Annotated in this window: 23 protein-coding genes and 3 tRNA genes; 10 read left to right on the top strand and 16 right to left on the bottom strand. The window is 71.3% G+C overall.

Annotated features, from left to right (window positions below; genetic code table 11):
* Positions 1-17: 17 nt before the first annotated feature.
* The gene (gene recG, locus CK206_RS01500) at positions 18-2,291 is read right to left on the bottom strand and encodes an ATP-dependent DNA helicase RecG (RefSeq protein WP_096905305.1); all 2,274 of its coding nucleotides are present in this window, start codon (positions 2,289-2,291) and stop codon (positions 18-20) included.
* Entirely contained in the window at positions 2,288-4,006 is a 1,719-nt protein-coding gene (locus CK206_RS01495; protein ID WP_096905304.1) for a DAK2 domain-containing protein, read from the bottom strand. The genes recG and CK206_RS01495 overlap by 4 nt, the downstream gene beginning before the upstream one ends.
* A gap of 127 nt (positions 4,007-4,133) precedes the next feature.
* Between CK206_RS01495 and CK206_RS01490 the strand changes: the two genes are divergently transcribed.
* Entirely contained in the window at positions 4,134-4,928 is a 795-nt protein-coding gene (locus CK206_RS01490) for an enoyl-CoA hydratase/isomerase family protein (protein ID WP_096905303.1), read from the top strand.
* A gap of 35 nt (positions 4,929-4,963) precedes the next feature.
* On the opposite strand, the gene CK206_RS01485 is transcribed toward CK206_RS01490, so the two are convergent.
* Genes CK206_RS01485 through thiL form a run of 3 tightly spaced genes read right to left on the bottom strand, consistent with a single transcriptional unit; the run spans position 4,964 to position 7,187 of the window.
* Positions 4,964-5,674, bottom strand: a complete 711-nt coding sequence (locus CK206_RS01485; protein ID WP_096905302.1) for a uracil-DNA glycosylase — start codon at positions 5,672-5,674, stop codon at positions 4,964-4,966.
* A 3-nt stretch (positions 5,675-5,677) separates the two neighbouring features.
* Complete coding sequence (locus CK206_RS01480; protein WP_096907218.1) at positions 5,678-6,199, bottom strand: gamma carbonic anhydrase family protein; 522 nt, start codon at positions 6,197-6,199, stop codon at positions 5,678-5,680.
* A 10-nt stretch (positions 6,200-6,209) separates the two neighbouring features.
* Positions 6,210-7,187 (bottom strand): thiamine-phosphate kinase, encoded by a 978-nt coding sequence (gene thiL / locus CK206_RS01475; protein ID WP_254050444.1) that lies wholly within the window; start codon positions 7,185-7,187, stop codon positions 6,210-6,212.
* A gap of 124 nt (positions 7,188-7,311) precedes the next feature.
* Here thiL and CK206_RS01470 point away from each other — a divergent pair, with 124 nt between their 5' ends.
* On the top strand, positions 7,312-7,932 hold the full coding sequence (locus tag CK206_RS01470; RefSeq protein ID WP_096905300.1) for a DUF3515 domain-containing protein: 621 nt from the start codon (positions 7,312-7,314) through the stop codon (positions 7,930-7,932).
* A 30-nt stretch (positions 7,933-7,962) separates the two neighbouring features.
* Here CK206_RS01470 and CK206_RS01465 read toward each other — a convergent pair whose 3' ends face one another.
* Both CK206_RS01465 and CK206_RS01460 read right to left on the bottom strand, forming a co-directional pair.
* The gene (locus CK206_RS01465; RefSeq protein WP_096905299.1) at positions 7,963-9,069 is read right to left on the bottom strand and encodes a D-alanine--D-alanine ligase family protein; all 1,107 of its coding nucleotides are present in this window, start codon (positions 9,067-9,069) and stop codon (positions 7,963-7,965) included.
* Positions 9,070-9,079: 10 nt separating this feature from the next.
* Positions 9,080-10,078, bottom strand: a complete 999-nt coding sequence (locus tag CK206_RS01460) for an NAD(P)H-dependent glycerol-3-phosphate dehydrogenase (protein ID WP_096907217.1) — start codon at positions 10,076-10,078, stop codon at positions 9,080-9,082.
* A gap of 111 nt (positions 10,079-10,189) precedes the next feature.
* On the opposite strand from CK206_RS01460, the gene cofC reads away from it, so the two are divergent.
* Genes cofC through CK206_RS01445 form a run of 3 tightly spaced genes read left to right on the top strand, consistent with a single transcriptional unit; the run spans position 10,190 to position 13,904 of the window.
* Positions 10,190-10,909: a 2-phospho-L-lactate guanylyltransferase gene (gene cofC, locus CK206_RS01455; RefSeq protein WP_096905298.1), complete on the top strand. Its 720-nt coding sequence runs from the start codon at positions 10,190-10,192 to the stop codon at positions 10,907-10,909.
* A complete protein-coding gene (locus tag CK206_RS01450) occupies positions 10,906-13,002 on the top strand; it encodes an RNA degradosome polyphosphate kinase (protein WP_096905297.1) in 2,097 nt (698 codons plus the stop codon). Before cofC ends, CK206_RS01450 begins: the two co-directional genes overlap by 4 nt.
* On the top strand, positions 12,999-13,904 hold the full coding sequence (locus CK206_RS01445; protein WP_096905296.1) for an NUDIX hydrolase: 906 nt from the start codon (positions 12,999-13,001) through the stop codon (positions 13,902-13,904). Before CK206_RS01450 ends, CK206_RS01445 begins: the two co-directional genes overlap by 4 nt.
* Positions 13,905-13,926: 22 nt before the next feature.
* On the opposite strand, the gene CK206_RS01440 is transcribed toward CK206_RS01445, so the two are convergent.
* The 3 genes from CK206_RS01440 to leuC all read right to left on the bottom strand — a co-directional run bounded on the left by CK206_RS01440 (position 13,927) and on the right by leuC (position 16,511).
* On the bottom strand, positions 13,927-14,307 hold the full coding sequence (locus CK206_RS01440; protein WP_067717527.1) for an HU family DNA-binding protein: 381 nt from the start codon (positions 14,305-14,307) through the stop codon (positions 13,927-13,929).
* Positions 14,308-14,441: 134 nt separating this feature from the next.
* Positions 14,442-15,038 (bottom strand): 3-isopropylmalate dehydratase small subunit, encoded by a 597-nt coding sequence (gene leuD / locus CK206_RS01435; protein ID WP_096905295.1) that lies wholly within the window; start codon positions 15,036-15,038, stop codon positions 14,442-14,444.
* A 6-nt stretch (positions 15,039-15,044) separates the two neighbouring features.
* Complete coding sequence (gene leuC, locus CK206_RS01430) at positions 15,045-16,511, bottom strand: 3-isopropylmalate dehydratase large subunit (RefSeq protein WP_067717515.1); 1,467 nt, start codon at positions 16,509-16,511, stop codon at positions 15,045-15,047.
* A 68-nt stretch (positions 16,512-16,579) separates the two neighbouring features.
* Between leuC and CK206_RS01425 the strand changes: the two genes are divergently transcribed.
* Entirely contained in the window at positions 16,580-17,281 is a 702-nt protein-coding gene (locus tag CK206_RS01425; protein ID WP_067717512.1) for an IclR family transcriptional regulator, read from the top strand.
* A gap of 26 nt (positions 17,282-17,307) precedes the next feature.
* Here the strand turns inward: CK206_RS01425 and CK206_RS01420 are convergent, their stop codons facing one another.
* Both CK206_RS01420 and CK206_RS01415 read right to left on the bottom strand, forming a co-directional pair.
* Positions 17,308-18,165 (bottom strand): ABC transporter substrate-binding protein, encoded by an 858-nt coding sequence (locus CK206_RS01420; protein WP_096905294.1) that lies wholly within the window; start codon positions 18,163-18,165, stop codon positions 17,308-17,310.
* A gap of 76 nt (positions 18,166-18,241) precedes the next feature.
* Positions 18,242-18,314: transfer RNA gene (locus tag CK206_RS01415), tRNA-Glu, on the bottom strand.
* Positions 18,315-18,426: 112 nt separating this feature from the next.
* Here CK206_RS01415 and CK206_RS01410 point away from each other — a divergent pair.
* From CK206_RS01410 to CK206_RS01400, 3 genes are all read left to right on the top strand, one after another.
* A complete protein-coding gene (locus tag CK206_RS01410; protein WP_096905293.1) occupies positions 18,427-19,164 on the top strand; it encodes a TetR family transcriptional regulator in 738 nt (245 codons plus the stop codon).
* Complete coding sequence (locus CK206_RS01405; protein ID WP_096905292.1) at positions 19,161-20,765, top strand: MDR family MFS transporter; 1,605 nt, start codon at positions 19,161-19,163, stop codon at positions 20,763-20,765. The genes CK206_RS01410 and CK206_RS01405 overlap by 4 nt, the downstream gene beginning before the upstream one ends.
* A gap of 120 nt (positions 20,766-20,885) precedes the next feature.
* Positions 20,886-21,836, top strand: a complete 951-nt coding sequence (locus CK206_RS01400; RefSeq protein ID WP_069390252.1) for an acyl-CoA thioesterase — start codon at positions 20,886-20,888, stop codon at positions 21,834-21,836.
* 111 nt (positions 21,837-21,947) lie between these two features.
* Here CK206_RS01400 and CK206_RS01395 read toward each other — a convergent pair.
* The 3 genes from CK206_RS01395 to gltX form a co-directional block, all read right to left on the bottom strand.
* A tRNA-Glu gene (locus tag CK206_RS01395) sits at positions 21,948-22,020 on the bottom strand.
* A 53-nt stretch (positions 22,021-22,073) separates the two neighbouring features.
* Positions 22,074-22,145 (bottom strand) — tRNA-Gln (locus CK206_RS01390).
* A 106-nt stretch (positions 22,146-22,251) separates the two neighbouring features.
* On the bottom strand, positions 22,252-23,736 hold the full coding sequence (gene gltX, locus CK206_RS01385) for a glutamate--tRNA ligase (protein WP_096905291.1): 1,485 nt from the start codon (positions 23,734-23,736) through the stop codon (positions 22,252-22,254).
* A 128-nt stretch (positions 23,737-23,864) separates the two neighbouring features.
* On the opposite strand from gltX, the gene CK206_RS01380 reads away from it, so the two are divergent.
* Positions 23,865-24,995 (top strand): isochorismate synthase MenF, encoded by a 1,131-nt coding sequence (locus CK206_RS01380; RefSeq protein WP_096905290.1) that lies wholly within the window; start codon positions 23,865-23,867, stop codon positions 24,993-24,995.
* Between the two features lie 28 nt (positions 24,996-25,023).
* Here the strand turns inward: CK206_RS01380 and CK206_RS01375 are convergent, their stop codons facing one another.
* The gene (locus tag CK206_RS01375; RefSeq protein ID WP_067718227.1) at positions 25,024-25,818 is read right to left on the bottom strand and encodes a fumarylacetoacetate hydrolase family protein; all 795 of its coding nucleotides are present in this window, start codon (positions 25,816-25,818) and stop codon (positions 25,024-25,026) included.
* Positions 25,819-25,827 lie beyond the last annotated feature (9 nt).

Raw genomic sequence — 25,827 nt, 5'->3', positions numbered from 1 at the left:
TTCCCTGTGGTCGTGGGTCAGTATCTGAACAGGTAGTCGGATTCCTCGGAACCGGCCAGGCGGCGGACCCGCTCCGCGAGCGCCGGGTGGGCGTGCAGCCCCGGGTCGGACTCCAGGATCTGTTCGGCGTGGCGCCGGGCGATCTCGATCACCTCACCGTCGTCCACCACCGACAGCAACCGCAACGCCGAGAGGGCGCCGGACTGGGCGTCTCCGAGGACATCGCCCTCGCGGCGCTGCACCAGGTCCAACTGCGCCAGCACGAAGCCGTCCGTCGTGGCCGCCACGGCATCGAGCCGCTCCATCGAGCGACCCCCGGTGCGGGAGTTGGTCACCAGCAGGCACAGGCCGGGCAGTCCGCCCCGACCGACGCGGCCACGCAGCTGGTGCAGCTGACTCACGCCGAAGCGCTCGGCGTCCATGACCACCATGACGGTGGCCTGGGGAACGTCCACACCGACCTCGATCACGGTCGTGGAGACGAGGACGTCTAGAGCGCCGGCCGCGAACGCCGCCATGGTGGCGTCCTTCTCCTCCGGCGGGAGTCGGCCGTGCATGAGTCCGATCCTCAGTCCCGCCAGGGGCCCGGTGGAGAGGTGCTCGTGCAGGTCCACGGCAGCGGCCAACGGCGGTCGGTCGCTGCCGTTGTCGTCGTCGCCCTTGTCGGCGCCGCCGCCCTTCTCGGGGTCGTCGGCGTCGATTCGCGCGCACACCACGTACGCACGGTGGCCGGCCTCCACCTCCTCGCGCACCCGCTCCCAGGTCCGCTGGAGCCACCGCGGCTTCTCCCTCGCCGGGACGACGGAGGTGGAGATGGGGCGACGCCCCCCGGGGAGCTCCTGGAGCTCGGACACCTCCAGGTCCCCGAACACGGTCATGGCGATGGTCCGCGGGATCGGGGTCGCGGTCATCACCAACAGGTGGGGAACCAGTCCCTCGCGCCCCTTGGCGCGCAGTCGGTCGCGTTGCCGAACGCCGAAGCGGTGCTGCTCGTCGACCACCACCAAGCCGAGGTCGAAGAAGTCCACCGTGTCCTGGATCAACGCGTGGGTCCCCACGATGATCCCGGCCTCCCCGGTGACGATGTCGAGCAGGGCCGCGCGCCGCTGGGCCGTGGACATCGACCCGGTGAGCAGCACCACGCGGGTGGCCTGCTCGGCCGCTCCCAACCTGCCGCGCTCACCGAGATCGCCGAGCATCGCAGTCAGTGAACGGTGGTGCTGGACCGCCAGGACCTCGGTGGGGGCCAGCATCACGCACTGCCGCCCGGCGTCGACCACCTGGAGCATCGCCAACAACGCCACCACGGTCTTGCCCGAGCCGACCTCGCCCTGCAGGAGCCGGTTCATGGGCTCGTCACGGGTCAGGTCCGCCGAGATCTCCTCCAGTACCGACGCCTGTCCGCCGGTGAGCTCGAACGGCATCCGGGCCTCCATGGCCGCGCGGAGCCCGTCCCCGCGCACCGGGCTGGCCGGCGCCGGGTCCCGCGCGACGAACCGGCGCCTGGCGCCGAGCAGCAACTGCAGCGCGAGTGCCTCGTCGAAGCGCAGCCGGTACCCGGCCCGATCCTTGTCCCGGGAGTTCTCGGGTAGGTGGGCCTTACGCAGTGCCTCGTCGAGGTCCATGAGGCCCGCCACCGACCGGACCGTGTCGTCGAGCGGGTCGACCACCGGCACCAACGCCCGCAGGGTGGTGACCACCGCGCCGAGCAGGTCCCAGGAGGTGACCCCCTCCTTGGCCGCGTACACGGGCAGCAGTGGCCGGTCGAACAGGCTCGGTCCGCCCTCGGCGTCGATCTCCGCGGCCAGGCGGGCCAGCGCCGCGAGGTCGCCGGACCCCTTGAGCTGGCCGCCGGGGCCGGTCACCGGACGCAGGACGAGGAACTCGGGATGCTTGAGGTCCAGTGACCGGCGGAAGCGGGAAACGGTGCCGTCGAACATCGCCAGCGTCCCCACCGGGAGCATGAACTTGATCTTGCGCCCGGCGAAGAACACGACCCGGAACGTGGTGTCGCCGTCCTCGACCGTCAGCGTGAGCATCTCCCGCGTCTGCCGCTGCTTGGTCTGGTAGGTGCGGGTCTGCGCGGTGGTGACCTTGCCGATCACCGTGACCCGCTCGCCGTCGACCAGTTCCCGCTTGTCGTAGCGCTGCCCGTGCTGCCGGTAGCGGCGCGGCAGAGTGTGCAACAGGTCGCCGACGCTGCGGTGCCCGAACGCGGCGGTGATGCGCTCCGCCAGCCCGGGGTCGAGAACCTCGGCGAGCGGGGTGTCCGTGGTGGCCAGAGAGGTCATTCGACCCCGACTTGGGCCACGGCCCGCCCGGGGCCGGCGGCGTACCCGACCACCTCGATGTCGGGGTGGGAAGACCGCACGCGGGACAGCGCCGACTCGGTCGCCGCCTCGTCGTAGGCGTCACCGAACAGTACGGTGACGAGTTCGCCTCCGGAGGACAGCACCCGGTCGACGAGCGCACACACCGCGTCGACCGCGTCGGACTCGATCAGTGCGACGTCGTGCCCCACCACGCCGAGCAGGTCGCCGGCAGTGCACCGACCCACCAGGGTCAGCGCGTCCTGCTCCGCCCGGATCAGGTGGGCGTGCCGGGTCCCGGCCGCGGCGTCGGCCATGGAGAACCCGTCCAGCGACAGGGTGGTTGTGGGGTCGTGCACCGCCAGGGCGGCCAGGCCCTGGACCACGGATCCGGTCGGCAGGATCAGTGCGTGACCCTCGCCGTCGCGCAGCGCGGCGTCGATGGCGCCGATCTGGTCGCGGGACAGTTCGCCGTTGGGGAGGACGAGGAGCTCGTCGGCGTCGACGGCGAGCACCGCGTCGATCACGCCCTCCCCGTCGTCCCCGGGGTCGACGGTCTCCGCCCCGGCCTCGGAGAACAGGTCGGCCAGCGGCCCCTCCGGCACGATGGCGACGACCTTGCGCAGCCCGGGGTCGCCGGTTCGCGGGTCCGAACCGTGCGGGTCCCCGGCGTCGTGGGCCCGGTGCTGCCCGGGTCGATCGCCCACGGGGTCGAGCATGTCGGTCACCCGGATCTCGGTGACCCGCCCGAGCGACAGGGCCGCCTCGATCGCGGCGCCGATGTCGTCGGTGTGGACGTGCACCGCCCACCTGGCGTTGGCTCCGGAGCCACCGTCGCCGACGACACCCACGCTGTCGCCCACCATCCGGAGTGCGGTCCGCAGCTCGTCGGCGCGCGCGTCGTCGGAGTGGGTGAGGGAGTACATCACCTCGTAGCGGGTCCCGGCGTCCTCGTGCGGTTCGTCCGTATCGTGCCCGGGCGTTGACGACGCCTCTGCGCCGTCCTTCGGGATGAAGTAGTCCGGCCGTTCGGGGGTCTGACCCGCCAGGATCTCGACCATGGCGTCCAGCAGGACGAGCAGCCCACGCCCGCCGGCGTCGACGACGCCGGCCCTGCTCAGCGCGGGCAGTTGTGACGTGGTCCTGTCGAGCGCCTCGGCGCCGGCGTCGGCGGCCACGCGGGCCACCTCGACCAACGAGGAGGCGGAGGACCGCCCGGCCGCGGTCGCGGCCTCCCGCAGGACCGTGACGATGGTCCCCTCGACCGGCTCGCTCAACGCGTGGTCCACGAGGGTCACCGCGGTCCGCAGTGCGCGCCGGTAGGTGGAGGCGTCGACCACGGTGAAGGTCGCCGCCTCGCCGACCGCCCGCAACACCTGCGACAGGATCACGCCGGAGTTCCCCCGCGCACCGTGCACGGCCCCGTGGCCCAGCGCGACGGCGATCTCGCGGGCGCCGGCGGTGCCCCCGCCCTCGGAGATCCACGCGTCCTCGCCCTCGGCCCGGTCCACGGCCGCCCGCATGGTGTAGAGCAGGTTCGTTCCGGTGTCGGCGTCGGGGACCGGGAAGACGTTGAGGGCGTTGATCTCCTCGCGGCGGGCGGCGAGCTGCTCGACGCACCGCCGGGCCCACGTGAGCAGCCCGTGCGCGTCGAGGGTCGACGGACGTTCCTCGACACGTGTCGACTCCTGCGTCATCACCCCTCCTCACCGCACGCCCACCCCTGCGGCCATCTTCCCTGTCGGCCCGGCCAAGCCTAGTACCCTCTGCACGCGACAGCCGTCCGACTAGCCGAGACGGCCGACACGACCCGGGAGCACCACGATGACCGCAGACCTCACCGCCACCCCCCTCGTCACTCTCACCGACGGGGTACTCACGCTCCCGGTCTCGCTGGAGGGCAAGGGCAACTCACTCGATTCCGACGCGGTCGACCAGGCGGCCATCGCCCTCCGTGCGCTCCTCGACGGCGAGATCGACGCCGGGTCGGTCCTGCTGGTGGGCCTGGGCAAGAATTTCTGCAACGGCGGCAACGTCCCGGGCTTCGCCGCGGCCGAGGACCGTTCGGAGCACGTGCGGGAGCTCGCGGACCGGCTGCACGGGGTCGTCCGGATGCTCGACGAGGTGACCGTGCCCGTGGTCGCCGCGGTCGCGGGGTGGGCGGCCGGCGCCGGCGCCTCGCTGGCCATGGCCGCGGACTTCTCGGTCGGCGGGCCCGACACCCGACTGCTCGCGGCCTACCCGGGCATCGGGCTGTCGCCGGACGGAGGGATCTCGTGGCGCCTGCCGCGCGCGGTCGGTCAGCCCGCGGCGCGGGCGTTCATCCTCGGCAACGAGCCGATGGACGGTGAGCGCGCCTTCCAGTTGGGCGTGCTCACGACCTTCGTCGACGGCGACGTCCGGGAGGCCGCCCGGTCTCTGGCAGTGCGTCTCGCGGCCGGACCGCGCGAATCCCACGCCGCCGCGAAGGCGCTCCTGCGTGCCTCCGAGAACGCCACGCTGTCGGATCAACTCGACGCCGAGCGCGAGTCGATCGCCCGCCTCGCCGTCTCGCCGGACGGCATCGAGGGCGTGGATGCGTTCGTCGCCAAACGCCGTCCGGAGTTCGGACGGGGCTGAGCCGGGAACGCCACGTCGTGGACCGGCCGGGTCCGCTACATCTGTAGCGGATCCTTTGGCAGTCGCCAGTCCATCGGCTCGGCACCGAGTCGCCTCAGTTCCTCGTCGGCGCGGCTGAACGGCCGTGAGCCGAAGAACCCGCGCAACGCCGAGAGCGGCGAGGGGTGCGCGGACGCGATCACGGGGGTGTCCCCCAGCATCGGCGCCAGCGACTGCGCATGGCGCCCCCACAGGATCGCCACCATCGGGCGATCCCGCTCGACCAGGGCCTCGATCGCCCGCCCGGTGACCTCCTCCCACCCCTTGCGGCGGTGGGAGGCGGGCTCCCCGGGCGCGACGGTGAGCACCCTGTTGAGCAACAGGACCCCTGCCCGGCTCCAGGCCCCGAGGTCGCCGTGGCCGGGGGCCGCCAGTCCCAGGTCGTCGGTGTACTCGCGATAGATGTTGACCAGGCTTCGCGGGAGCGGACGCACGTCGCCGTTCACCGCGAAGCTCAGTCCGACCGCGTGGCCGGGCGTCGGGTACGGGTCCTGCCCCACGATCAGCACGCGCACGTCGTCGAACGGCTGGGTGAACGCGCGCAGCACCCGGTCGGCGGCGGGGAGGTATCCCCGGCCCGCCGCGTTCTCTGCGCGGAGGAAATCACCCATCCGGTGGATCCGTTCCTCGACCGGCGCGAGCGCGCGTGCCCAGCCGGGGTCGAGGAGGTCGGACAACGGTGCGGGCGGGGTGTGTCGGTCGTCCACCGGTCAGTCGAGCCGACGCAGGTCGGCGCGGTAGCGCAGGGCGTTGTCGTGGTACATCTGTGTGTTGCCCTCGAGCATCGCGGGGTCCACCTCGACGCCCTCGCGGATCTTCGCCGGCGTCCCCATCGCCATGCGGCGGGCGGGGAGGTCGAACCGGGGCGGGACCAGGCAGCCGGCGGCCACGACCGCCCCGTCCCCGATCACGGAACCGTTGAGCACGATCGAGCCCGACGAGATGAGGACGCCGTTCCCGATGGTGGCCCCCTCGATGTGCGCGTTGTGGCCCACCACGCAGTGTTCACCGATGATCGTCGGTTCGGTGGCCGTGCAGTGGACGATCGTGCCGTCCTGGATATTGCTCATCGCGCCGATCTCGATGCGCCCGTAGTCGCCGCGCAGGACGGCGGTGGGCCACACCGAGGCGCCGGCGCCGAGTGTCACCCGGCCGATGACCACCGCATCGGGGTGCACCCAGGCGTCGGGTGCGATGTCGGGTTCGAGGTCTCCCAGTGCGTAGACAGCCATGCGGATCACCCTAGTTCGCGCCGCGGGCGGAGTCCCAGCCTCCCGGCGTGCGGGGCTCACCGTCGAGGGTGACCAGGCCGGGTTCTCCCGACCGGACGGTGCCGATCGCCGTGAACCCGGGCGGGATCACCGCCCCGGGTGGGAACGTCCCGAGCAGTCCGTGGTCCTCGCCACCGTCGAGGACCCAGTCCAGCACCTGACGCCCGGGGTCCGCGACGCCCAGGGTTGCCGCGGCCTCGGCCAGGACCGGGTCGACGGGCAGCGCATCGGTGACGAGGTCGGCCGCGACGCACGAGGCCCGCGCGAGCCCCGACAGGTCGCGCAGCAGCCCGTCGCTGACGTCGGTGAGAGCCCGCGCGCCCGCCAGTCGGGCGGCGGTGCCGGAGCCGATCGGCGGTACGGGTACCCGGTGCGACCGCTGGAGCGGGCCTTCGGGGTGCCCGGCCAGGAGCAGCGCCAGCCCGGCGGCCGAGCGTCCGGGCGCGCCGGTGAGTGCGACGGTGTCGCCGGGCTCCGCCCCGTCGATCCGGAGGGGGCGGGCTCCGTTCGGGAGGGTGCCGATCGCCGTCACGCCGACGACGACGAGGTCCGCTCTGGTGAGATCCCCGCCGACCACGACGGCGCCGGATCGTGCGGCCTCCCCGTGAACACCCTCCGCAAGGTCCGCGATCTGCCCCATCGTCGTCGCGGCCGGTACTGCGAGGGCGACCAGCACGCGTGTGCACTCGGCCCCCATCGCCAGGACGTCGGAGACGTTCTGCGCCACCGCGCGCCTGCCCACGTCGCCCCAGCCGGTGAGGTCGAGACGGAAGTGGGTGCCCTCGACGAGCATGTCGGTGGTGACCACGGTGGCGGCGGCGGGTCCCAGGACCGCGGCGTCGTCGCCGTTGCCGACCGGGTCGTCCCCGGCGTGCCCGGCCGCGCCGCTCAGGACGGCGAGCACCGCGGCCTCGCCCGCCTCGGCGACGGTGAGGGCGCGGTCGGACACGGCGGCCACCTCTGCTTCCCGTGGTGTCTCGTCGCCGGGCACACCGGCGGGGGTCTGTAGCGTTGCCGTCAGGTTAGCGGCCGCCCGAGTCGGCGGCCGATCGTGGGAGGAAGGACGACACGACGTGGCTTCGACGGATTCGGACCCGGCCGGGCGGTATGACGCCGGCCCGCGGGACACCGGTACCCCGGGTGCGCGGGCGGTCCCCGTGTCGACCATCGTGGTGGTCCTCGCGGTGGTCGTCCCGCTGGTCATGCTCGCCGTCGTGTTGGTGCTGGTCCGCTCGGTGGGTGAGGAGGCCACGGAGGCGGCCGCGAGCGAGCCGGTGGCCGCGGTGCCCATCCCCTCGCCCGGAGCCGGGTCTGACGAGTGCGCCGCACTGATCGAGTCGCTCCCGGAGTCCCTCGGGGAGGCCGGCCGCGTCGCTCTGGCCGAACCGGCGCCGGAGGGGACGGCGGCATACCGGATGCCCGATGCCGAACCGGTGATCGTCCGCTGTGGACTGCCGGCTCCGCCGACCTTCACGGTGGGGGTGGGCCTGCAGGAGGTCAACGGCGTCCAGTGGTTCAACGAGCCCGATCCGGACCCGGCGGTCACCGCGTCGACCTGGGTCGCCGTCGACCGTCCGCAGTTCGTCGCGGTGACACTGCCCGACGGCAGTGGAACCGGCCCGATCCAGGACCTCTCCGACGCGCTCACCGCGAGCCTCGAGGCCGTCGAGCCGGACCCCGCACCGATCGGCTGACCCGGCCGACGGGGCCGGGGTGCGACCGTCTCAGCCGCGGGCGAGCGCGGTCCGCACCAGGGTGTCGAGCAGGGTCGGGTAGTCCACGCCCGTCGCCGCCCACATCTGCGGGTACATGGAGATCGGGGTGAACCCGGGAATGGTGTTGACCTCGTTGATCACCGGCCCGTCGGCGGTGACGAAGAAGTCCACCCGACTCAGCCCCCGGGCGTCCAGCGCGTGGAACGCCTCCACCGCCAGTGCGCGCAGTCGCCCGGTCTCCTCGTCCGACAGATCGGCGGGCAGGTCGAAGGTGGTCACGTCGTCGAGGTACTTGGTGTCGAAATCGTAGAAGGCGTCCCCCTCGGTCCCACCCTCCCCGCCGGTGGGCTCGCCGGGGATGTGCAGTTCGGCGGGCAGACTCGCCTCCACCCGGCCATCGGGGTACTCGAGGACCCCGCACTCGACCTCGCGTCCGACGATCGCGGCCTCGACGATCACCTTCGGGTCGAAGCGTCGCGCCTCGGTGATCGCCGCATCGAGTTCCTCCGCCCGCGACACCTTGGTGATGCCGATGGACGAGCCGCCGCGGGCCGGCTTGACGAACAAGGGGAGCCCCAGGCGGTCGAGGTCCGGCGCCGGGAGCGTCGCGGTGCCCGGCCGGAGCACGACCTGCTGGCCGATCGGCAGGCCCGCTGCGCCGAGGACGACCTTGGTGAACTCCTTGTCCATGCCGGCGGCACTGGCGAACACGCCCGGGCCGACATAGGGGATGCCCGAGAGTTCGAGCAACCCCTGTACGGTCCCGTCCTCCGCGTGGGTGCCGTGCATGACGGGGAAGACGACGTCCACCCGCGCGAGTTCCTCCCCGGCCCGGTCGCCGCCCGAGAACCGCAGCACCCCGCGGTCGTCGGTGGACAGCCCCAGTGCGACCCCGGGGCGGTGCGGGTCGACGACCGGCATGCTGCGATCGACGATCCGCAGGTCGGACACGTCCTCCGGGCCGAGCGTCCACGTCCCGGATTCGGTGATCCCGACGGGGATGACCTCATAGATCGCGGGGTCGAGGTGCGACATGACGGCGCCGGCGGAGACGCAGCTCACGGAGTGCTCGGAGCTGCGACCGCCGTAGAGGACGGCAACGGTGATGCGATTCACCGGGCCGAGGCTACTCGGGCTTGGTGCTCCGCCTCATGAGGCGCACCGCCACCTCGACGGCGTCGCCCCCCTCGTGACAGATCTCGTGGATCGCCTCCGTCAGCGGCATCTCCACCCCGACCCTGCGGGACAGTTCGCGGATCGACGTGCACGACTTGACCCCCTCGGCGACCTGGCCGTTGGTGGCCTGCTGGGCCTGTTCCAGGGTCTCTCCCCTGCCCAGACGCTCGCCGAAGGTCCGGTTGCGGGACAGGGGCGAGGTGCAGGTCGCCACGAGGTCCCCGAGGCCCGCCAGCCCCGCGAACGTCATCTGGTTGGCGCCCAGCGCCACGCCGAGCCTGGTGGTCTCGGCCAGCCCTCGGGTGACGAGGGTGGCCATGGTGTTGTCGCCCAGCCCCATCCCGGTGGCGATGCCGCACACGAGGGCGATGACGTTCTTGGTGGCGCCACCGATCTCGCAGCCCACGACGTCGGTGTTGGTGTACGGGCGGAAGTAGGGGGTGGAGAAGGCGTCCTGGAGCCGGGCCGCACGCTCGTCGTCCGTGCAGGCGATCACGGTCGCCGCGGGCTGCCCCTCCGCGATCTCCCTCGCGAGGTTGGGGCCGGACAGCGCGGCGATCCGGCGATCGTCGAGCCCGGTGACCTCCGCGACGACCTCGCTGATGCGCATCAGGGTCCCTGTCTCGATGCCCTTGGCCAGCGAGATCACCCCGGCCTCCGGCTCGAGGTGGTCGACCCAGTGCTCGAGGTTGCCCCGCAGACTCTGGGACGGGACCGCCAGCACGACCTCCTCGGCGCCGGCCAGGACGCGCGCCGGGTCGGTCGACGCGGTGACCGTCGCCGGCAGCACGATGTCGGGGAGGTATTTGGAGTTGCAGTGCGCGTCGTTGATCCCGGCTGCCACCTCGTCCCGACGGGCCCACATCACGACCTCGGATCCGGCGTCGGCGAGAACCTTGCCGACCGCGGTCCCCCAGGACCCCGCACCCATCACCGCGATCCGCGCCATCATCGCCTCCCGACCGTCGACCTGCTCCCGACCGCCACCCTCAGGCGGATCGTGGTCAAACGCTACCCGGCGGAGGACGCTCGTGAGGCCCGGCTGGCAGGATGGCGGGCGATGAGCACAGCGGGGCACGGCGGGTCGACGGCTGACGGGTGGACGATCGTCGTCCCCGTCAAGGCGCTCGAGCGCGCCAAGAGCCGGTTGGTGCCCGCACTCACCGCGGACGGCAGGAGGGCTCTCGTGGTGGCGATGGCCGTGGACGTCCTGGCCGCCTGCCGGGAGACCCCGGGAGTCGCCCGCGTTCGCGTCGTCTCCGCCGACCCCCGTGTGGAGGAACTGGCCTCGGGGGCGGGGGCGGAGTTCGTCGACGAACCCGCCCGTACGGACACCCGCCACGGTGACCCCCTCAATTTCGCCCTGGACAACGCACTCGCCGACGTCCCGGGCCCGGTCGGGGTGGTCGCGGCGGATCTCCCGGAACTGCGACCAGAGCACCTCGCGCGGATCCTGGACATCGCCGGCCGGCACCCGCACGCCACGGTCACGGACCACCGCGGAGCCGGGACCACGATGGCGTTCTGGACCGGCGCGCCCGGTCCCCGTGTCTGCCGGTTCGGTGTCGATTCGGCCGTTCGGTACCGCGACGAGGGCGGCGCGGTACCGATCGCGGCGGTGGGCGATCTGGCCGCCGCCTCCCGGGATGTCGACGTCCCGGAGGATCTCGCGAGGTTGCCGGGGCGGTCCGTCGGTCCCGCCACCGCCGGGGCCCTCCGTGACCCCTCCGTCCGCCTCCTCGCCCACGCGACCGGGGTATCGGCCACAATGGTCCCGTGACCGCCGAACCGACCGCCCTCCAGGGATTGCCCCGGCCCCGCGACCGCTACCTCAACCGCGAACTGAGCTGGCTCGACTTCAACGCCCGGGTCCTCGCACTCGCCGGGGAGAAGGACCTCCCGCTGCTGGAGAGAGCCAAGTTCCTCGCGATCTTCGCGTCGAACCTCGACGAGTTCTACATGGTCCGCGTGGCCGGTCTCCAGCGCCGCGACAAGACGGGACTGTCCGTACGCTCCGCGGACGGCCAGACCCCCGCCGAACAGCTGGGCCGCATCAGCCGACGGACCCGGGAACTGTGCGACGAACAGACCCGCCTGTTCGAGGACGAGATCCGCCCGGCACTGGAGGAGCACGGGATCCGGATCCTGCCCTGGGCCGACCTCACGGCCGAGGAACGCTTCACCCTCGCGGAGCTGTTCCGGAACTCGATCTTCCCCGTCCTCACGCCCCTCGCTGTGGATCCCGCCCACCCGTTCCCGTACATCTCCGGGCTGAGCCTGAACCTCGCGGTGATCATCCGCGACCTGGACTCGGGCCAGGAGCACTTCGCCCGGGTGAAGATCCCGCACAACGTCCCGCGCTTCGTCCGGGTCGACCGCGGCGGCCCGGACGAGTACGCGTTCGTCCCCGCCGAGGACATCATCGCCGCGCACCTCCAGGATCTGTTCCAGGGCATGGAGGTCGTCGAGCACCACGTGTTCCGGGTGACCCGCAACGCGGACATGGAGGTCGAGGAGGACCGCGACGAGGACCTGCTGCAGGCACTCGAGCGCGAACTCGCCCGCCGGCGATTCGGATCGGCCGTGCGGCTGGAGATAGCGGAGGACACCACCCCGCGGATGCTCCGCATCCTGCAGCGTGAGCTCGACGTGGACTCGGCCGACGTCATCCGGTTCTCGGGCCTGCTGGACCTCACGGGGCTCTGGCAGATCCACGGGCTGGACCTGCCGGATCTCAAGGACCCGCCCATGGTGCCGGCCACTCCCCCGGCGTTCGGTGAGAGGGAGACGGCCCGCAACATCTTCGCCTCCCTCCAGGAGGGCGACGTCCTCGTCGAGCACCCCTACGAGTCGTTCGCCACCACGGTCCAGCGGTTCATCGAACAGGCCGCTGCCGACGACGACGTCCTGGCGATCAAACAGACCCTGTACCGGACCTCCGGCGACTCCCCCATCGTCAACGCGCTGGTCGATGCCGCCGCGGCCGGCAAACAGGTCGTCGCGCTGGTGGAGATCAAGGCCCGTTTCGACGAGCAGAACAACATCCGGTGGGCCCGCGAACTCGAGCAGGCCGGAGTCCACGTCGTGTACGGCCTCCTGGGCCTGAAGACCCACTGCAAGACCTGCCTCGTGGTGCGCAAGGAGGGCGACCGGCTCCAGCGCTACGCACACATCGGTACCGGCAACTACAACCCCAAGACGGCGCGCCTGTACGAGGACGTCGGCCTGTTCACCGCCGACGAGGACGTCGTGTCGGACCTGACGGATCTGTTCAACCACCTGACCGGGTTCTCCAACGTGAGCAAGTACCGCCGCCTCCTCGTGGCGCCGGAGGGCATCCGGTCGGGGATCGTCGAGCGGATCGACCGCGAGATCGAGCTGGCCGCCGAGGGACGCGAGGCCGGTATCCGGCTCAAGGCGAACGCCCTGGTCGACGAGCAGGTCATCGATGCCCTGTACCGCGCATCCCAGGCCGGGGTTCCGGTCGACATCGTGGTCCGTGGCATCTGTTCCCTCCGGGCGGGCGTCCCCGGCCTGAGCGAGAACATCCACGTCCGCTCGATTCTCGGGCGCTTCCTCGAGCACTCCCGGATCCTGCACTTCCGGGGCGCCGACGAGGCCCTCATCGGCAGTGCGGACATGATGCACCGCAATCTGGACCGCCGCGTCGAGGTGATGGTCACCGTCACCGATCCCCGGCTCAAGGCCCAGATCCACCGCATCTTCGACTCGGCCCTCGATCCGGCCACGCGCAGCTTCCATCTCCGGCACGACGCCAGCTGGGCCCGTATGCCCGCCCCGGAGGACTGGGCCGAGTCGGTCGACCATCAGGAGCGGTCGGCCTCACTGCACGCGGGATTCCGGGACCGATGAGCAAGAAGGCCACGGTCCGGGTGGTGCCGGCGGCGGGTGCGGTCCTGTACCTCACGGACGGCGACTCGCGCCTGTGTGCGGTGGTCCACCGCCCGCGCTACGACGACTGGTCCCTGCCCAAGGGCAAGGTCGACGCGGGCGAATCGTTGCCGGTCACCGCTGTCCGGGAGATCGCCGAGGAGACGGGATTCACCGCCGTCCTGCAGTCCCGCATCGGCACCACCGGCTACCCCCTCAAGGAGAACACCCGCAAGGAGGTCACGTACTGGTCGGCGATGGCCCGCGAGGGGACCTTCGAGCCGAACTCGGAGGTCGACGAGATCCGGTGGCTCCCGGTGGAGCAGGCCAAGGATCTGGTCTCCTACCCGTTGGACCGTAAGATCCTCACCCGCTTCTGCGCGGCCCCGCCCGAGGGAAAGACCCTGCTCGTCGTCCGGCACGCCAAGGCCGGCAGCAGGAGCCAGTGGAGCGGGAACGACGACCTGCGTCCCCTCGACAAGTCCGGACGGGCGCAGGCCGAGATGCTCGTGCCGATGCTCCGGGCGTTCGGCGTGACCCGGTTGTACAGCGCGCCCAGGGTCCGGTGCGAACAGACACTCGCGCCACTGGCGGACGAGCTCGGGGTGGGGATCGCGATCGAACCGGCGCTGAGCGACGAGGCGTACCTCGACGACCCGGCAGCCGCCGTGGCCCGGCTGGCCGCCATCGCCCCGGGCGACGGCGTCGCCGTGGTGTCCTCGCAGGGAACCGCCATCCCCGGGATGATCCGGGACCTGGCGGGCTCGACCGACATCGACGTCGGCGAGGCCGCCACCAAGAAGGCCGGCGTGTGGGCCCTGGGGTTCGACGGCACGCGGCCGACCTACGCCGACTACTACCCCAGCCCGCTACCGCTGTTCTGAGCTGCGGTAGCGGGCCGGTCGGTCAGCTGACCTTCTCGCGGTGGTTCACACCATTCTTGCGCAGGCCCCCGAACGACTGGTGGGAGCTGGAGCGCTTCGCGGCGAGCCGGTCCTCGGGGAGCGACTCGGTGCCCTGGATGACGGACTTGAAGTACTGGCCCGGCCGGAACACCGGTGAGTGGGTCGGCGGTACCGGGATCGACTCGCCGGTATGGGGGTTACGGGCGACCCGGGCCGCACGGGACTTCTTCTCGAAGATGCCGAAACCCATGATGGTGATGGATTCCCCGGACGCGACGGTCCGGACGATGATGTCGAGAGTGTTCTCCAGGGCCTCGGTGGCGAGTTGGTGATCTCCGCCCATCCGGTCCGCCAGTTCGGCGATCAGGTCGGCTTTGTTCACGTGGGGATCCCCCTTCGGGTGAGGTATGCGGGCGCGGTACCTGTCCGCGCCGAACTAGACATAAGCATACTCACATGGTTTCGCCACACGGGGGTGTTTCGGAGGTTGCTCCGAAACGACTTCTTATCCCACGATCAGCGCGGGGTCGTGACCGGCTTGAACGCGGGCCGCCGACTCTCGAACTCCTCGATCCGGTGGGCTTCGCGCAGCGTGAGGCCGATGTCGTCGAGCCCCTCCATGAGACGCCACCGGGTGTTGTCGTCGATGTCGAACGGTACCGTGACGTCACCGGCCGTGACGGTGCGCGACCCCAGGTCGACGGTCAGCTCGATACCCGGTCGCTCGTCCATGACCTTCCACAGGAGTTCGACGTTCTCCTGCTCGACCTGGGCGGCCACGAGACCGGACTTCCCCGAGTTACCGCGGAAGATGTCGGCGAACCGCGAGGAGATGACCACACGGAACCCGAAATCCATCAGGGCCCACACTGCGTGCTCGCGCGAGGACCCGGTTCCGAAGTCCGGTCCGGCGACCAGGACGGAGGCGCGGTCGTAGGGCGCCCGGTTGAGGACGAAGTCGGGCTCGCCTCCCCGCCAGGAGGAGAAGAGTCCGTCCTCGAAGCCGGTGCGCGTGACGCGCTTGAGGTACTCGGCCGGGATGATCTGGTCGGTGTCCACGTTGGAGCGGCGCAGCGGGGCGCCGATGCCGGTGTGGGTGGTGATCGGCTCCATGAGGTGTCAGGCCCCCTTCGCGGGCTCGAGGTCGACGGGTGAGGCGAAGTGTCCGAGCACCGCGGTGGCCGCGGCGACCGACGGACTGACCAGATGGGTGCGGGCCCCCTTGCCCTGGCGGCCCTCGAAATTGCGGTTCGATGTGGACGCGCACCGCTGGCCCGGCAGCAACGAGTCCGGGTTCATGCCCAGGCACATCGAACAGCCGGGTTGGCGCCATTCGGCGCCGAAGGCGGTGAAGACCTTGTCCAGCCCCTCCGCCTCGGCCTGTTCGCGCACGCGCATGGAGCCGGGCACGATGAGCATCCGGACCCCGTCGGCCACCGTGTGACCGTCGACGACCTCGGCGACGGCGCGCAGGTCCTCGATGCGACCGTTGGTGCACGAGCCGACGAACACGACGTCGACGGGCACGTCCCGCATCGGGGTGCCGGCCTCGAGGTCCATGTACTCCAGTGCGCTCTCGGCGGCGATGCGCGCGCTCTCGTCCGTGAACGACTCGGGGTCGGGGACGGCCGCACCCAGGGGCACGCCCTGGCCGGGGTTGGTGCCCCACGTGACGAAGGGGGTGAGGGCGGCACCGTCGATGACGACCTCGGTGTCGAACACCGCGTCCTCGTCGGTCCGGAGCCCGTCCCAGTACCGCACGGCCTCGTCCCACTCGTCACCCGCGGGCGCGTGCGGGCGACCGCGCAGGTAGTCGTAGGTGATCTGGTCCGGGGCGACCATGCCGGCCCTGGCACCGGCCTCGATGCTCATGTTGCAGATGGTCATCCGCGCCTCCATCGACAGCTTCTCGATGGCCTCGCCGCGGTACTCGATGATGTAGCCCTGCCCGCCGCCGGTGCCGATCTGGGCGATGACGGCCAGGATGAGGTCCTTGGCGGTGACGCCGGGCTGCAGCTCGCCGGTGACGGTGACGGCCATGGTCTTGAACGGGCGCAGGGCCAGCGTCTGGGTGGCCATGACGTGCTCGACCTCGGAGGTGCCGATGCCCATCGCGATGGAACCGAACGCCCCGTGCGTCGAGGTGTGCGAGTCACCGCATACCACGGTCATGCCCGGCTGGGTCAGGCCGAGTTGCGGACCCACGACGTGGACGATCCCCTGCTCGAGGTCGCCCATCGGGTACAACCGGACACCGAACTCCTCGCAGTTGGAACGCAGCGTCTCGATCTGGATCCGCGAGGTCTGGTCGGCGATGAGGTTGACCGCGCCGCCGACGATGTCGGTCGGGACGTTGTGGTCCTCGGTCGCCAGGGTCAGGTCCGGGCGGCGGAGCCGGCGTCCGGCCAGGCGGAGACCGTCGAAGGCCTGAGGGCTGGTGACCTCGTGGACGAGGTGGAGATCGATGAACAGCAGGTCGGGCCCCCGGGACCCGCCCTCGCCCTCGCCCTCGACCACCACGTGGTCGTCCCAGACCTTCTCGGCCAGGGTCCGCGGTCGCGTGCCGCCGGACACGGTCTCGTTCATCACGCCTCCACTCCACGTCCTGATGGGATCCGATGGATTCTCACCATGTAGGACGATATAGTCGAACTGTGAGACAGTATAGCGGGATCGGGGTCCTCGACAAAGCGATGACGGTGCTCCACGCCGTGGCCGAGCAACCGTGCGTCCTGGCCGACCTCTGCGAGCGGACGGGCCTGCCTCGCGCGACCGCCCACCGGCTCGCGGTGGGGCTCGAGATCCACCAACTCCTCTCCCGTGACGACGCCGGGGTGTGGAGCCTGGGGCCCGGTCTGGCCAAGCTCGCCGCGCACGTGTCGGACTCCCTGGCCGAGGCCGCGTCCTCCGTGCTGCCCCGCCTGCGCGAGGTGACCGAGGAGAGCGTGCAGGTGTACCGGCGCGACGGTGACCGCCGGATCTGTGTGGCCTCCGCGGAACCACCGACGGGACTGCGGGACACGGTGCCCGTCGGGGCGATCCTGCCCATGACACGGGGCTCGGGCGCGAAGGTGTTGGCGGCGTGGGCCGACCCCGCCACCCAGCGCACCCTGCTCGCCGACGCCACGTACACCGAGCGCCAGCTCGCCGACGTCCGGCGGCGCGGCTGGGCGCAGTCGGTCGCCGAGCGGGAGGCGGGCGTGGCCTCGATCTCCGCGCCGATCCGGGATGCCGCCGGCACGGTGGTCGCCGCGATCTCCGTGTCGGGCCCGGTCGACCGCATCGGTCGCCGCCCCGGCGTGAAGTGGGCGGCCGATCTGCTCGCCGCCGCCGATGCGATCCACAAACGGCTCTAGTCGACAGGGACGCCGCCGCGCCGGCCCTACGCGGGCCGCCGGCCGCGGGTGAGCCGCTCGAGCGCCCACGGCAGGCTGGCCACGCTTGGTTGGCGCGCCGCGGCCACGAGATCGTCGTCGCGCGGGTCCACCCGCACCACCTGCACGCCCGGCCGCCGGAGGTCCCGGTACGGAACGGGGTCGGGGCGCGAGTCCACGTCGAAGCCCAGCGCACGGATCTCGGCGCCGAGTGGCGACGTCGCCGCGAGGGTGGCGACGGGGGTGTCGGGCCGCGCGCCGGTGCCGATGACGACGACGAGGGCGTCCACCCCGAGGCGACGCTGCCCCTCCGACCACTCCTCGAGCGCCTTCTTGGCCGTCTCGGCTGCCGGGGTGGGATCGCGGTCGACGGCCCCGGCCACGAGATCGAGGTGGTCCCGCCACCCGGGTCTCCCCTGCGGGTCGACGATCACCGTGGCGAGCTGCTCGTACCCACGGAGCTCGGGCCCGGTGACGTCGGCCGCGACCAGGACGAACGCGTCCACCCCGAACGGCAGCAGCGACCGCAGGCTCGGCAGTCCGGGGCCGTCCCACTCCGGCGACGGCGGTGCCGGGTGGTCGCGCCACGGTCGCGGGCCCGTCCCGTCGACGGCCCACGCGGCGGTGGGCTCACGGTCGAGGGCGTGCAGGACGTCGAGGTCGGCCGAGGAGAGCGCGATGAGGCGGCGTGGCGGAGCGTCCGGTGTGGGGGTACGGATCGGACTGGGGGGAGTCAGCGGGTCGCTCGCCGTCGGAGCCGGTGTCGTCGTCGTCGTCGACCCCCCTCCCGGGCCGCACGCGGTGAGCCCCGCGAGGGTCAACCCGCCACCGACGGCCAGGCGGAGGAGGTCACGGCGAGAGATCACCCCGGTGATCCTGCCACGGCCACAAATGCGAGATGTCCCGGCTCGTCGTTGCCGACGAACCGGGACATCTCCCCTGTACCCCCGATGGGATTCGAACCCACGCTACCGCCGTGAGAGGGCGGCGTCCTAGGCCGCTAGACGACGGGGGCTTGGCGCTCGACCACTATATCCGGATGGTGGACGACGAACCAAATCGCGACATCACCCCGTGCACCGGGTGTAAAGATGCACTCGGTGAAGTAAGCGGCTATCGTGACCGGCATGTCCTCTCCCCCCGACCCCGACTCACTGCGCGACCGGAAGCGTCGCGCGACCATGGTGTCCATCGAGAACGCGGCGACCTCCCTGGTGCTCGAGTACGGCTTCGACGCGGTGACGGTCGACCAGATCTGCGCCGCCGCCGAGATCTCCAAGCGGACGTTCTTCAACTACGTGCCCTCCAAGGAGGCCGCCGTCATCGGCGCCACGCCCGAGGACGTCACCGAGGCCGACCGCGCCGCCTTCCTCGACCGCGGCGAGGGGGGCGTTCTCGACGCGCTACTCCGTCTCTACCTCGCCGCCTTCGCGGCGACCCGTACCGCCGACAGGGACCAGACCGCCACGCTGGCCCAGCGCCGCCGGGCCATCTTCCGCGCCGAGCCCGAGCTGGCGGCCGCGCGGATGACCGCCTCGTCGCGCTTCCAACTCCGACTGACCGACCTGGTCATCGTGCACCTCGACCGGCACCCGTCGCTGCGTCGGCTGGCCGGGGTGGCGGTCGAGGCCGAGGCCCGGGCCTACGTGGCCCTGGTCGCGGCATCGGCGAACCTCGGGCTGTCCGCGTGGCTCGCCCGCGACTCCGCCACCTTCGGGGACCTCGACGGTGACTGCGCCACCGCGTTGCGGCAACTCGCCCTGCTCGCGGGAGCACCCGACACCACCGCACCCGACACCACCGCACCCCCCGCCACGGCGCCCACCGCACCCTCCGCCTCACATCCCGCCGGGGGTCCCGCATGAGCGAAACCGATATCCGCACTACCGCGCCCTCCCCCGGCGCCGATCCGGGAACCACGACCTCCGCGGCTCCGGCGCCGGTGACCCACAACGTGCCGCTGGTGTTCACCTCCCTGCTGCTCGGGATGCTCATCGTCTCCCTGGGCCAGATGATCTTCGCCACGGCACTGCCGACCATCGTGGCCGACCTCGGTGGGGTCGACCGGATGAGCTGGGTCATCACCGTCTACCTGCTCACCATGACGATCGGCCTGCCGGTCTACGGCAAACTCGGCGACCAGATCGGCCGCAAGCCGCTCTTCGTGACCGCGATCCTCCTGTTCTCGGCGGGCTCTCTTCTGGGGGCGGTCGCGTGGGACATCGACCTGCTCATCGTGGCCCGCGCGATCCAGGGCCTCGGTGGCGGTGGTCTCATGGTGCTCTCCCAGGCGATCGTCGCCGACGTCGTCCCCGCCCGGCAGCGCGGCCGGTACATGGGCGTGCTGGGCGCCGTCTTCGGACTGTCCTCCGTTCTGGGCCCCCTGCTCGGCGGGTTCTTCACCGAGGGCCCCGGCTGGCGCTGGGCCCTGTGGTTCAACCTCCCCGTGTGCCTGGTCGCCCTCGTCGTGGCCGTGGTCTGGCTCCGCCTGCCGAATCGTGGCGCCGGTCGACGAACCGACTGGCCCGGCACGGTCCTCATGGCCACCGGCACCACCGCTCTGATCCTCATCTCCTCCTGGGGCGGTAACCGGTACGACTGGACGGACCCGATGATCCTCGGCATGGGCGCCCTGTTCGTCGTGTGCGCGGTCGCGTTCGTCCTGGTCGAGTTGCGCTCGGAACACCCGCTGATCCCCATGACGCTGTTCGCCGAGCGGAACTTCTCGCTCTCGACCGGCGCCGGGCTCCTGGTCGGTGTCGCGATGTTCGGCTGCATGGCGTACCTGCCCACCTACATCCAGATGGTCCACGGGCTCGGCCCCACCGCCGCCGGACTGATGATGACGCCGATGATGGCCGGCATGATGGGCACGTCCATCATCGTGGGCAACATCGTCAGCCGGACCGGCCGTTACAAGTGGTACCCGGTGGTCGGCACCGTGATCATGGCCGCGGGCCTGTGGCTCATCGGTTCGCTGGAGGCCGGAGACACCCTGGTGCACCTGGGCGTGGTGCTGTTCGTGTTCGGCTTCGGTCTCGGATTGTGCATGCAACTGCTCGTGCTGATCGTGCAGAACACCTTCCCGATCACGATGGTCGGCACCGCCACGGCGTCCAACAACTTCTTCCGCCAGATCGGCGGCACCATGGGTTCGGCGATCGTGGGTTCGCTGTTCGTCAGCCGGCTCGCCGATCTCATGGGCGAGCGGGTCCCCGCCGCGGCCGCGGAACTCGGTCCCGAGGGCGCCGCGGTGGCCGAGACCTTCTCGAACGGTTCGGGTGCGGCCAACTCCATGAGCCCGGAGATCCTGGCCGCGTTGCCCGGGCCCCTGCACGACGCGATCGTCAGCTCCTACAACGACGCGTTGGTGCCGATCTACCACGTCGTGGTGCCGCTCATCCTGGTCGCCACGGTGCTGCTGCTGTTCGTGCGCGAGGACACCCTCAAAGAGACGGTGGACTGATTCTCCTCCCACGCCCCCGCGTCCCGGCTCACCGTCCGTCGGCGCGGGGGTGAGGAGTCCGTCACGGAATCCGTACGCGCGGCAACCGTCCCGTCACGCGCCGTCACTAGCGTGCGGAGCGTGACCACACCTCGTCAGACCGTCCTGCGGTTCCTCGCCGCGCCCACCGATGTCGGCACGGGCACGCAGGTGCACACCGGCCGCATCCTCGAGTGGATCGACAAGGCCGCCTACGCCCTGGCGGCGGGGTGGTCCGGCGGATACGCCGTCACCGCCTATGTCGGGAACATCCGCTTCTCCCGCCCGGTCGTCTCCGGCGAACTCATCGAGGTCTCGGCCCGACTCGTCCACACGGGTTCGACGTCGATGCACATCCAGTGCGACGTCCGGGCCTGCGATCCCGTGACGCTCGACTACCGGCACTGCGCCGAGTGCCTCGTGGTCTTCATCGCCGTCCGCGACGGCGCACCCACCCCCGTACCTCCCTGGACGCCCGCGTCCCGCCTGGAGGTCCACGAGTCCGACGAGGCTGTCATGCGCATCGGGCTGCGCAAGGACATCGAACGGGCGATGGCGGAGCAGACCTATTCCGCCGCGGGCACAGCGCCTCGTTCGACCCTGCGGTTCCTCGCGGCACCCGGGGACGTCAACTGGGGCGGCAACGCGCACGGCGGGCGCATCATGTCCTGGATCGACGACGCGGCGAACCTCTGCGCCACCCGGTGGTCGGGTACCCCCTGCACCTCGGTGTACGCCGGCGGTGTCCGGTTCTACCACCCGGTGAAGATCGGCCACGTCGTGGAGGTGGAGGCCCGTCTGCTGCACACGGGTCACGAGACCATGCACGTCTCGGTCCATGTGAGCTCCGGAGAGGCCACCTCTCCGGAGAGGACGCTCACCACCCACTGCCTGACCGTCTGTGCGGCACTCGGGCCGGACGGGAGACCCACCCCGGTGCCCCGGTGGGCCCCGGTGTCCGCCGAGGACCACGCACTGGACGAGCACGCCCGCCATCTCATCCGCCTCCGGGGGCGGGGCAGGGTTACCGGGCCGGTCCGGGCCCCGGCCTGAACGGCGACGCGAATGCGGGGGCCGACGGCCGACCGCGATCCCTGGAATCCGCCCCCGTCCCCCGCAACGAGGAAGGCGCCCGGAGCGTTGTGCTCCGGGCGCCTTCTGCTGTACCCCCGATGGGATTCGAACCCACGCTACCGCCGTGAGAGGGCGGCGTCCTAGGCCGCTAGACGACGGGGGCTAGGACACGGATCCGCGTGGGATCCGCTGTAGCGAGCGCTGCGACGCGCTCAGCTGGCCTACCAGGACTCGAACCTAGAACGACGGTACCAGAAACCGCTGTGTTGCCAATTACACCATAGGCCACTGCATTCACTTTTCCGCCCCTCGCGGGGCGCCTCGAAGAGACTATCAAACCACCGAGGGTGAATAGCAAATCGCCCGGTCAATCCGTCTGTTTCCGGACCCCGAGCTAGTCGGCGACGGGCGCGGACCGCAGCCGCGACAGTGTGGCCTCCCGACCGAGCAGCTCCAACGACTCGAACAGCGGCGGCGAGATGTGCGATCCCGTGACCGCCACCCGCACGGGCCCGTAGGCCTTGCGCGGCTTGATGCCCAGGTCCTCCACCAGCGCGCCGGACAGTGCGGCCTCGATGGCCGGGGTCGTCCACTCCTCGACTGCTTCCAGCGCCGCGATCGCCACGTCCACGACCTCTCGGGACTCCGCTTTGAGGTTCTTTGCCGCAGACTGGGCGTCGACGGTGAACCCGGCCTCGTCCACGAGGAGGAACCGGATGAGCTTCCACGCATCCGACAGGACGACGATGCGGGTCTGGAGGAGATCTGCCACGATCGCCCACCGCTGGGCGTCGAAACTCTCCGGCAGGGTCACCCCGTCCTCGTCGGGGTGCGCGACGAGGTACTCGCGCAGGCGGCGGGCGAACTCCTCGGCCGGCAGCTGCCGGATGTGCTCGGCATTGATCGCGTCGGCCTTCTTCTGGTCGAAGCGGGCCGGGTTGGCGTTCACCTGGCGCACGTCGAACGCCTCGATCATCTCCTGCAGGGAGAACACGTCGCGGTCATCCGACAGCCCCCACCCGAGCAGGGCCAGGTAGTTGAGCAACCCCTCCGGCAACATCCCGCGGTCGCGGTGGAGGAACAGGTCCGACTCGGGGTCACGCTTGGACAGCTTCTTGTTGCCGTCGCCCATGACGAACGGCAGGTGCCCGAACGCGGGGACGTCATCCGCCACCCCGATCCGCATCAGGGCACGGTAGAGGGCGATCTGTCGGGGGGTGGAGCTGAGCAGATCCTCGCCCCGGAGGACGTGGGTGATCTTCATCAGTGCGTCGTCGACCGGATTGACCAACGTGTAGAGCGGGATCCCGTTGGCCCGCGTGAGCGCGAAGTCCGGCACGGTGCCCGCCCTGAACACGGTCTCCCCGCGGACCAGGTCGTCCCAGGCGAGATCCTCGTCCGGCATCCGCAACCGGATCACCGCGCCGCGCCCCTCGTCATGGAACGCCTGCTTCTGGTCCTCCGTGAGGTCGCGATCGAACCCGTCGTACCCGAGTTTGGGGTCCCGCCCGGCGGCCCGGTGGCGGGCCTCGACCTCCTCGGGGGTGGAGAACGACTCGTACGCCTCCCCCGCCTCGACCAGCCTGCGCACCACGTCCAGGTGCAGATCGCGCCGCTCGGACTGGCGGTACGGCGCGTACGGGCCACCCACCTCGGGACCCTCGTCCCAGTCCAGGCCGAGCCACCGCAGGGCGTCGAGGAGCGACTGGTACGACTCCTCCGAATCCCGGGCGGCGTCGGTGTCCTCGATGCGGAAGACGAACGTGCCGCCCGTGTGCCGGGCGTGGACCCAGTTGAACAGGGCCGTACGGACGAGACCCACATGGGGTGTGCCGGTGGGGGACGGACAGAAGCGGACGCGGACGTTCGAGGCGGTCATGGAGCCCATCCTAGTGACGGTCCCGGCTCGCACCCCCGGCGAGGACCGGCCTAGGATCGGCGGGTACCCGTGGCCGCCGTCCGAGGAGGCGCGATCCACGCAGGAGTCCGAATCGAGGGAGGCGTGCCGTGGCGTCTGGGCACCAACCCGACGTCGCGCGCCCGGTGACCGCCCCGGACTTCCTGCTGTCCCGTCCGACGGGCTCGCTGCGCACCCAGGGTGCCCTGAACTCGTTCACGGATCCGGCGGACGCGGCCCTGGCCCTGCGGTCCGGCGCCAGTGGTCTGATCGTGGGCGCGATCGGTTTCGAGCCCGACGCGCCCGCGGCCCTCGTCGAACCCGACGTGGTGGTGCGCGTCGACGGCCCACTGGAGCCCCCCGCCTACTTCCGCCGGATGCGCACCCGCACCCACGTCACCCGGGAGATCCCCTCGTCCTCGGAGCACCGCGCCAGGGTGTCGACCGCGATCGCGGGGGTGCGCTCCGGCGAGATCGACAAGGTGGTGCTGGCCAGGGCGGTCCGGCTGTCGGCCGATCAGCCCATCGACCCCCACGCCGTGTGCGCAGCACTCATCGACTCCAGCCCGGCGGCGGACGGGTACCTCGTCGACCTCTCCCCCGCCGGCGGGCTCCACGCCGGGCGCGTCCTGGTGGGGTCGAGCCCCGAACTCCTCGTGCGCCGCCGCGGCGATCTGGTGGAATGCCACCCGCTGGCCGGCTCCGCGCCCCGCTCCACCGACCCTGTCGCGGACCAGGCCGCGGGCCGCGCCCTGCGGGCGTCGGGCAAGGACGCCTCGGAGCATGCCTTCGTGGTGGAGTCGCTGGCACGGGCCCTGCAACCACTGTGCACGGATCTGGAGATCCCCGACCGCCCCACTCTCACGTCCACCCGCGAGATGTGGCACCTCGGGACCCGTATCCGGGGCCGTGTCGCCGACCCCCGCACCACCTCGCTGGACCTCGCCCTCGCCGTGCACCCCACGCCGGCGGTGTGCGGGACACCGACGGACGAGGCCCGGAGGCTCATCGCCGCGATAGAAGGGGAACGGGGATTCTACGCCGGGGCCGTCGGGTGGTCGGACGCCGGCGGAGACGGCGACTGGATGGTCACCATCCGGTGCGCCGAGATCGACGCGGACCGGTCGGGAGCGATCGCCTGGGCCGGCGGCGGCCTGGTCGCGGACTCGCAACCCGACGACGAGGTCGCCGAGACCGGCGCCAAACTCCGCACCATCCTGAGGGCGTTCGGAGCGTCCTAGAGCGATGGTCGGCGCCGGTCGCCCGGACCTACCGGTCGACGACGGGGTTCGTCAGCGAGCCGATGCCCTCGATCTCGACTGTCACACGGTCGCCGGGCAGCATCGGGCCGACCCCTGCCGGGGTACCCGTGAGGATCACATCGCCGGGAAGGAGGGTCATGACCCGGCTGACGTACTCGACGATCTCGCCGACGGTGTGCATGAACTGGGAGGTGTTGCCGTCCTGCCGCACCTCGGACGTGCCGTCGGGGTGGGTGAGGGTGACCCGGACGTCGAGCCCGTTGGGGTCCAGGTCGGTGACGATCCACGGACCCAGCGGGCAGAAGGTGTCGTACCCCTTGCCCCGCGTCCACTGACCGTCCGAGAGCTGCTGGTCGCGGGCGGTGACGTCGTTGGCGCAGGTGTAGCCGAGGATGACCTCGTGGGCCCGCGCGGCGGCGACGTCCCGGCACGGCTGCCCGATCACCACGGCCAGCTCGCCCTCGTGGTCGACCCGCTCCGAACTCGGCGGGTAGGCGATCGACGCCTCGGGGCCGACGACCGACGTGTTGGGCTTGAGGAAGATCAGGGGCTCGGCCGGGGCCTCCGACCCCATCTCCTCGGCGTGGTCGGCGTAGTTCTTACCGACGCACACGATCTTGGAGGCCAGGATCGGGGCGAGCAGACGCACGTCGGCCAGCGGCCATTCGCGGCCGGTGAACTCGGGGGTACCGAAGGGGTGCTCGGAGATCTCGGCACAGGTCAGCGAGGACGGGTCGGACATGTCTCCGCGGACCTCGACGAAGGCGAATCCCTGCGGGTGGGCGATACGGGCGAGACGCATACCCGCGAT

This window comes from Dietzia sp. WMMA184 (assembly GCF_002441635.1).
GTDB lineage: Bacteria > Actinomycetota > Actinomycetes > Mycobacteriales > Mycobacteriaceae > Dietzia > Dietzia kunjamensis.
The sequence above is the reverse complement of the archived record's forward strand: the minus strand, read 5'-3'. Positions and strand labels throughout refer to the sequence as shown.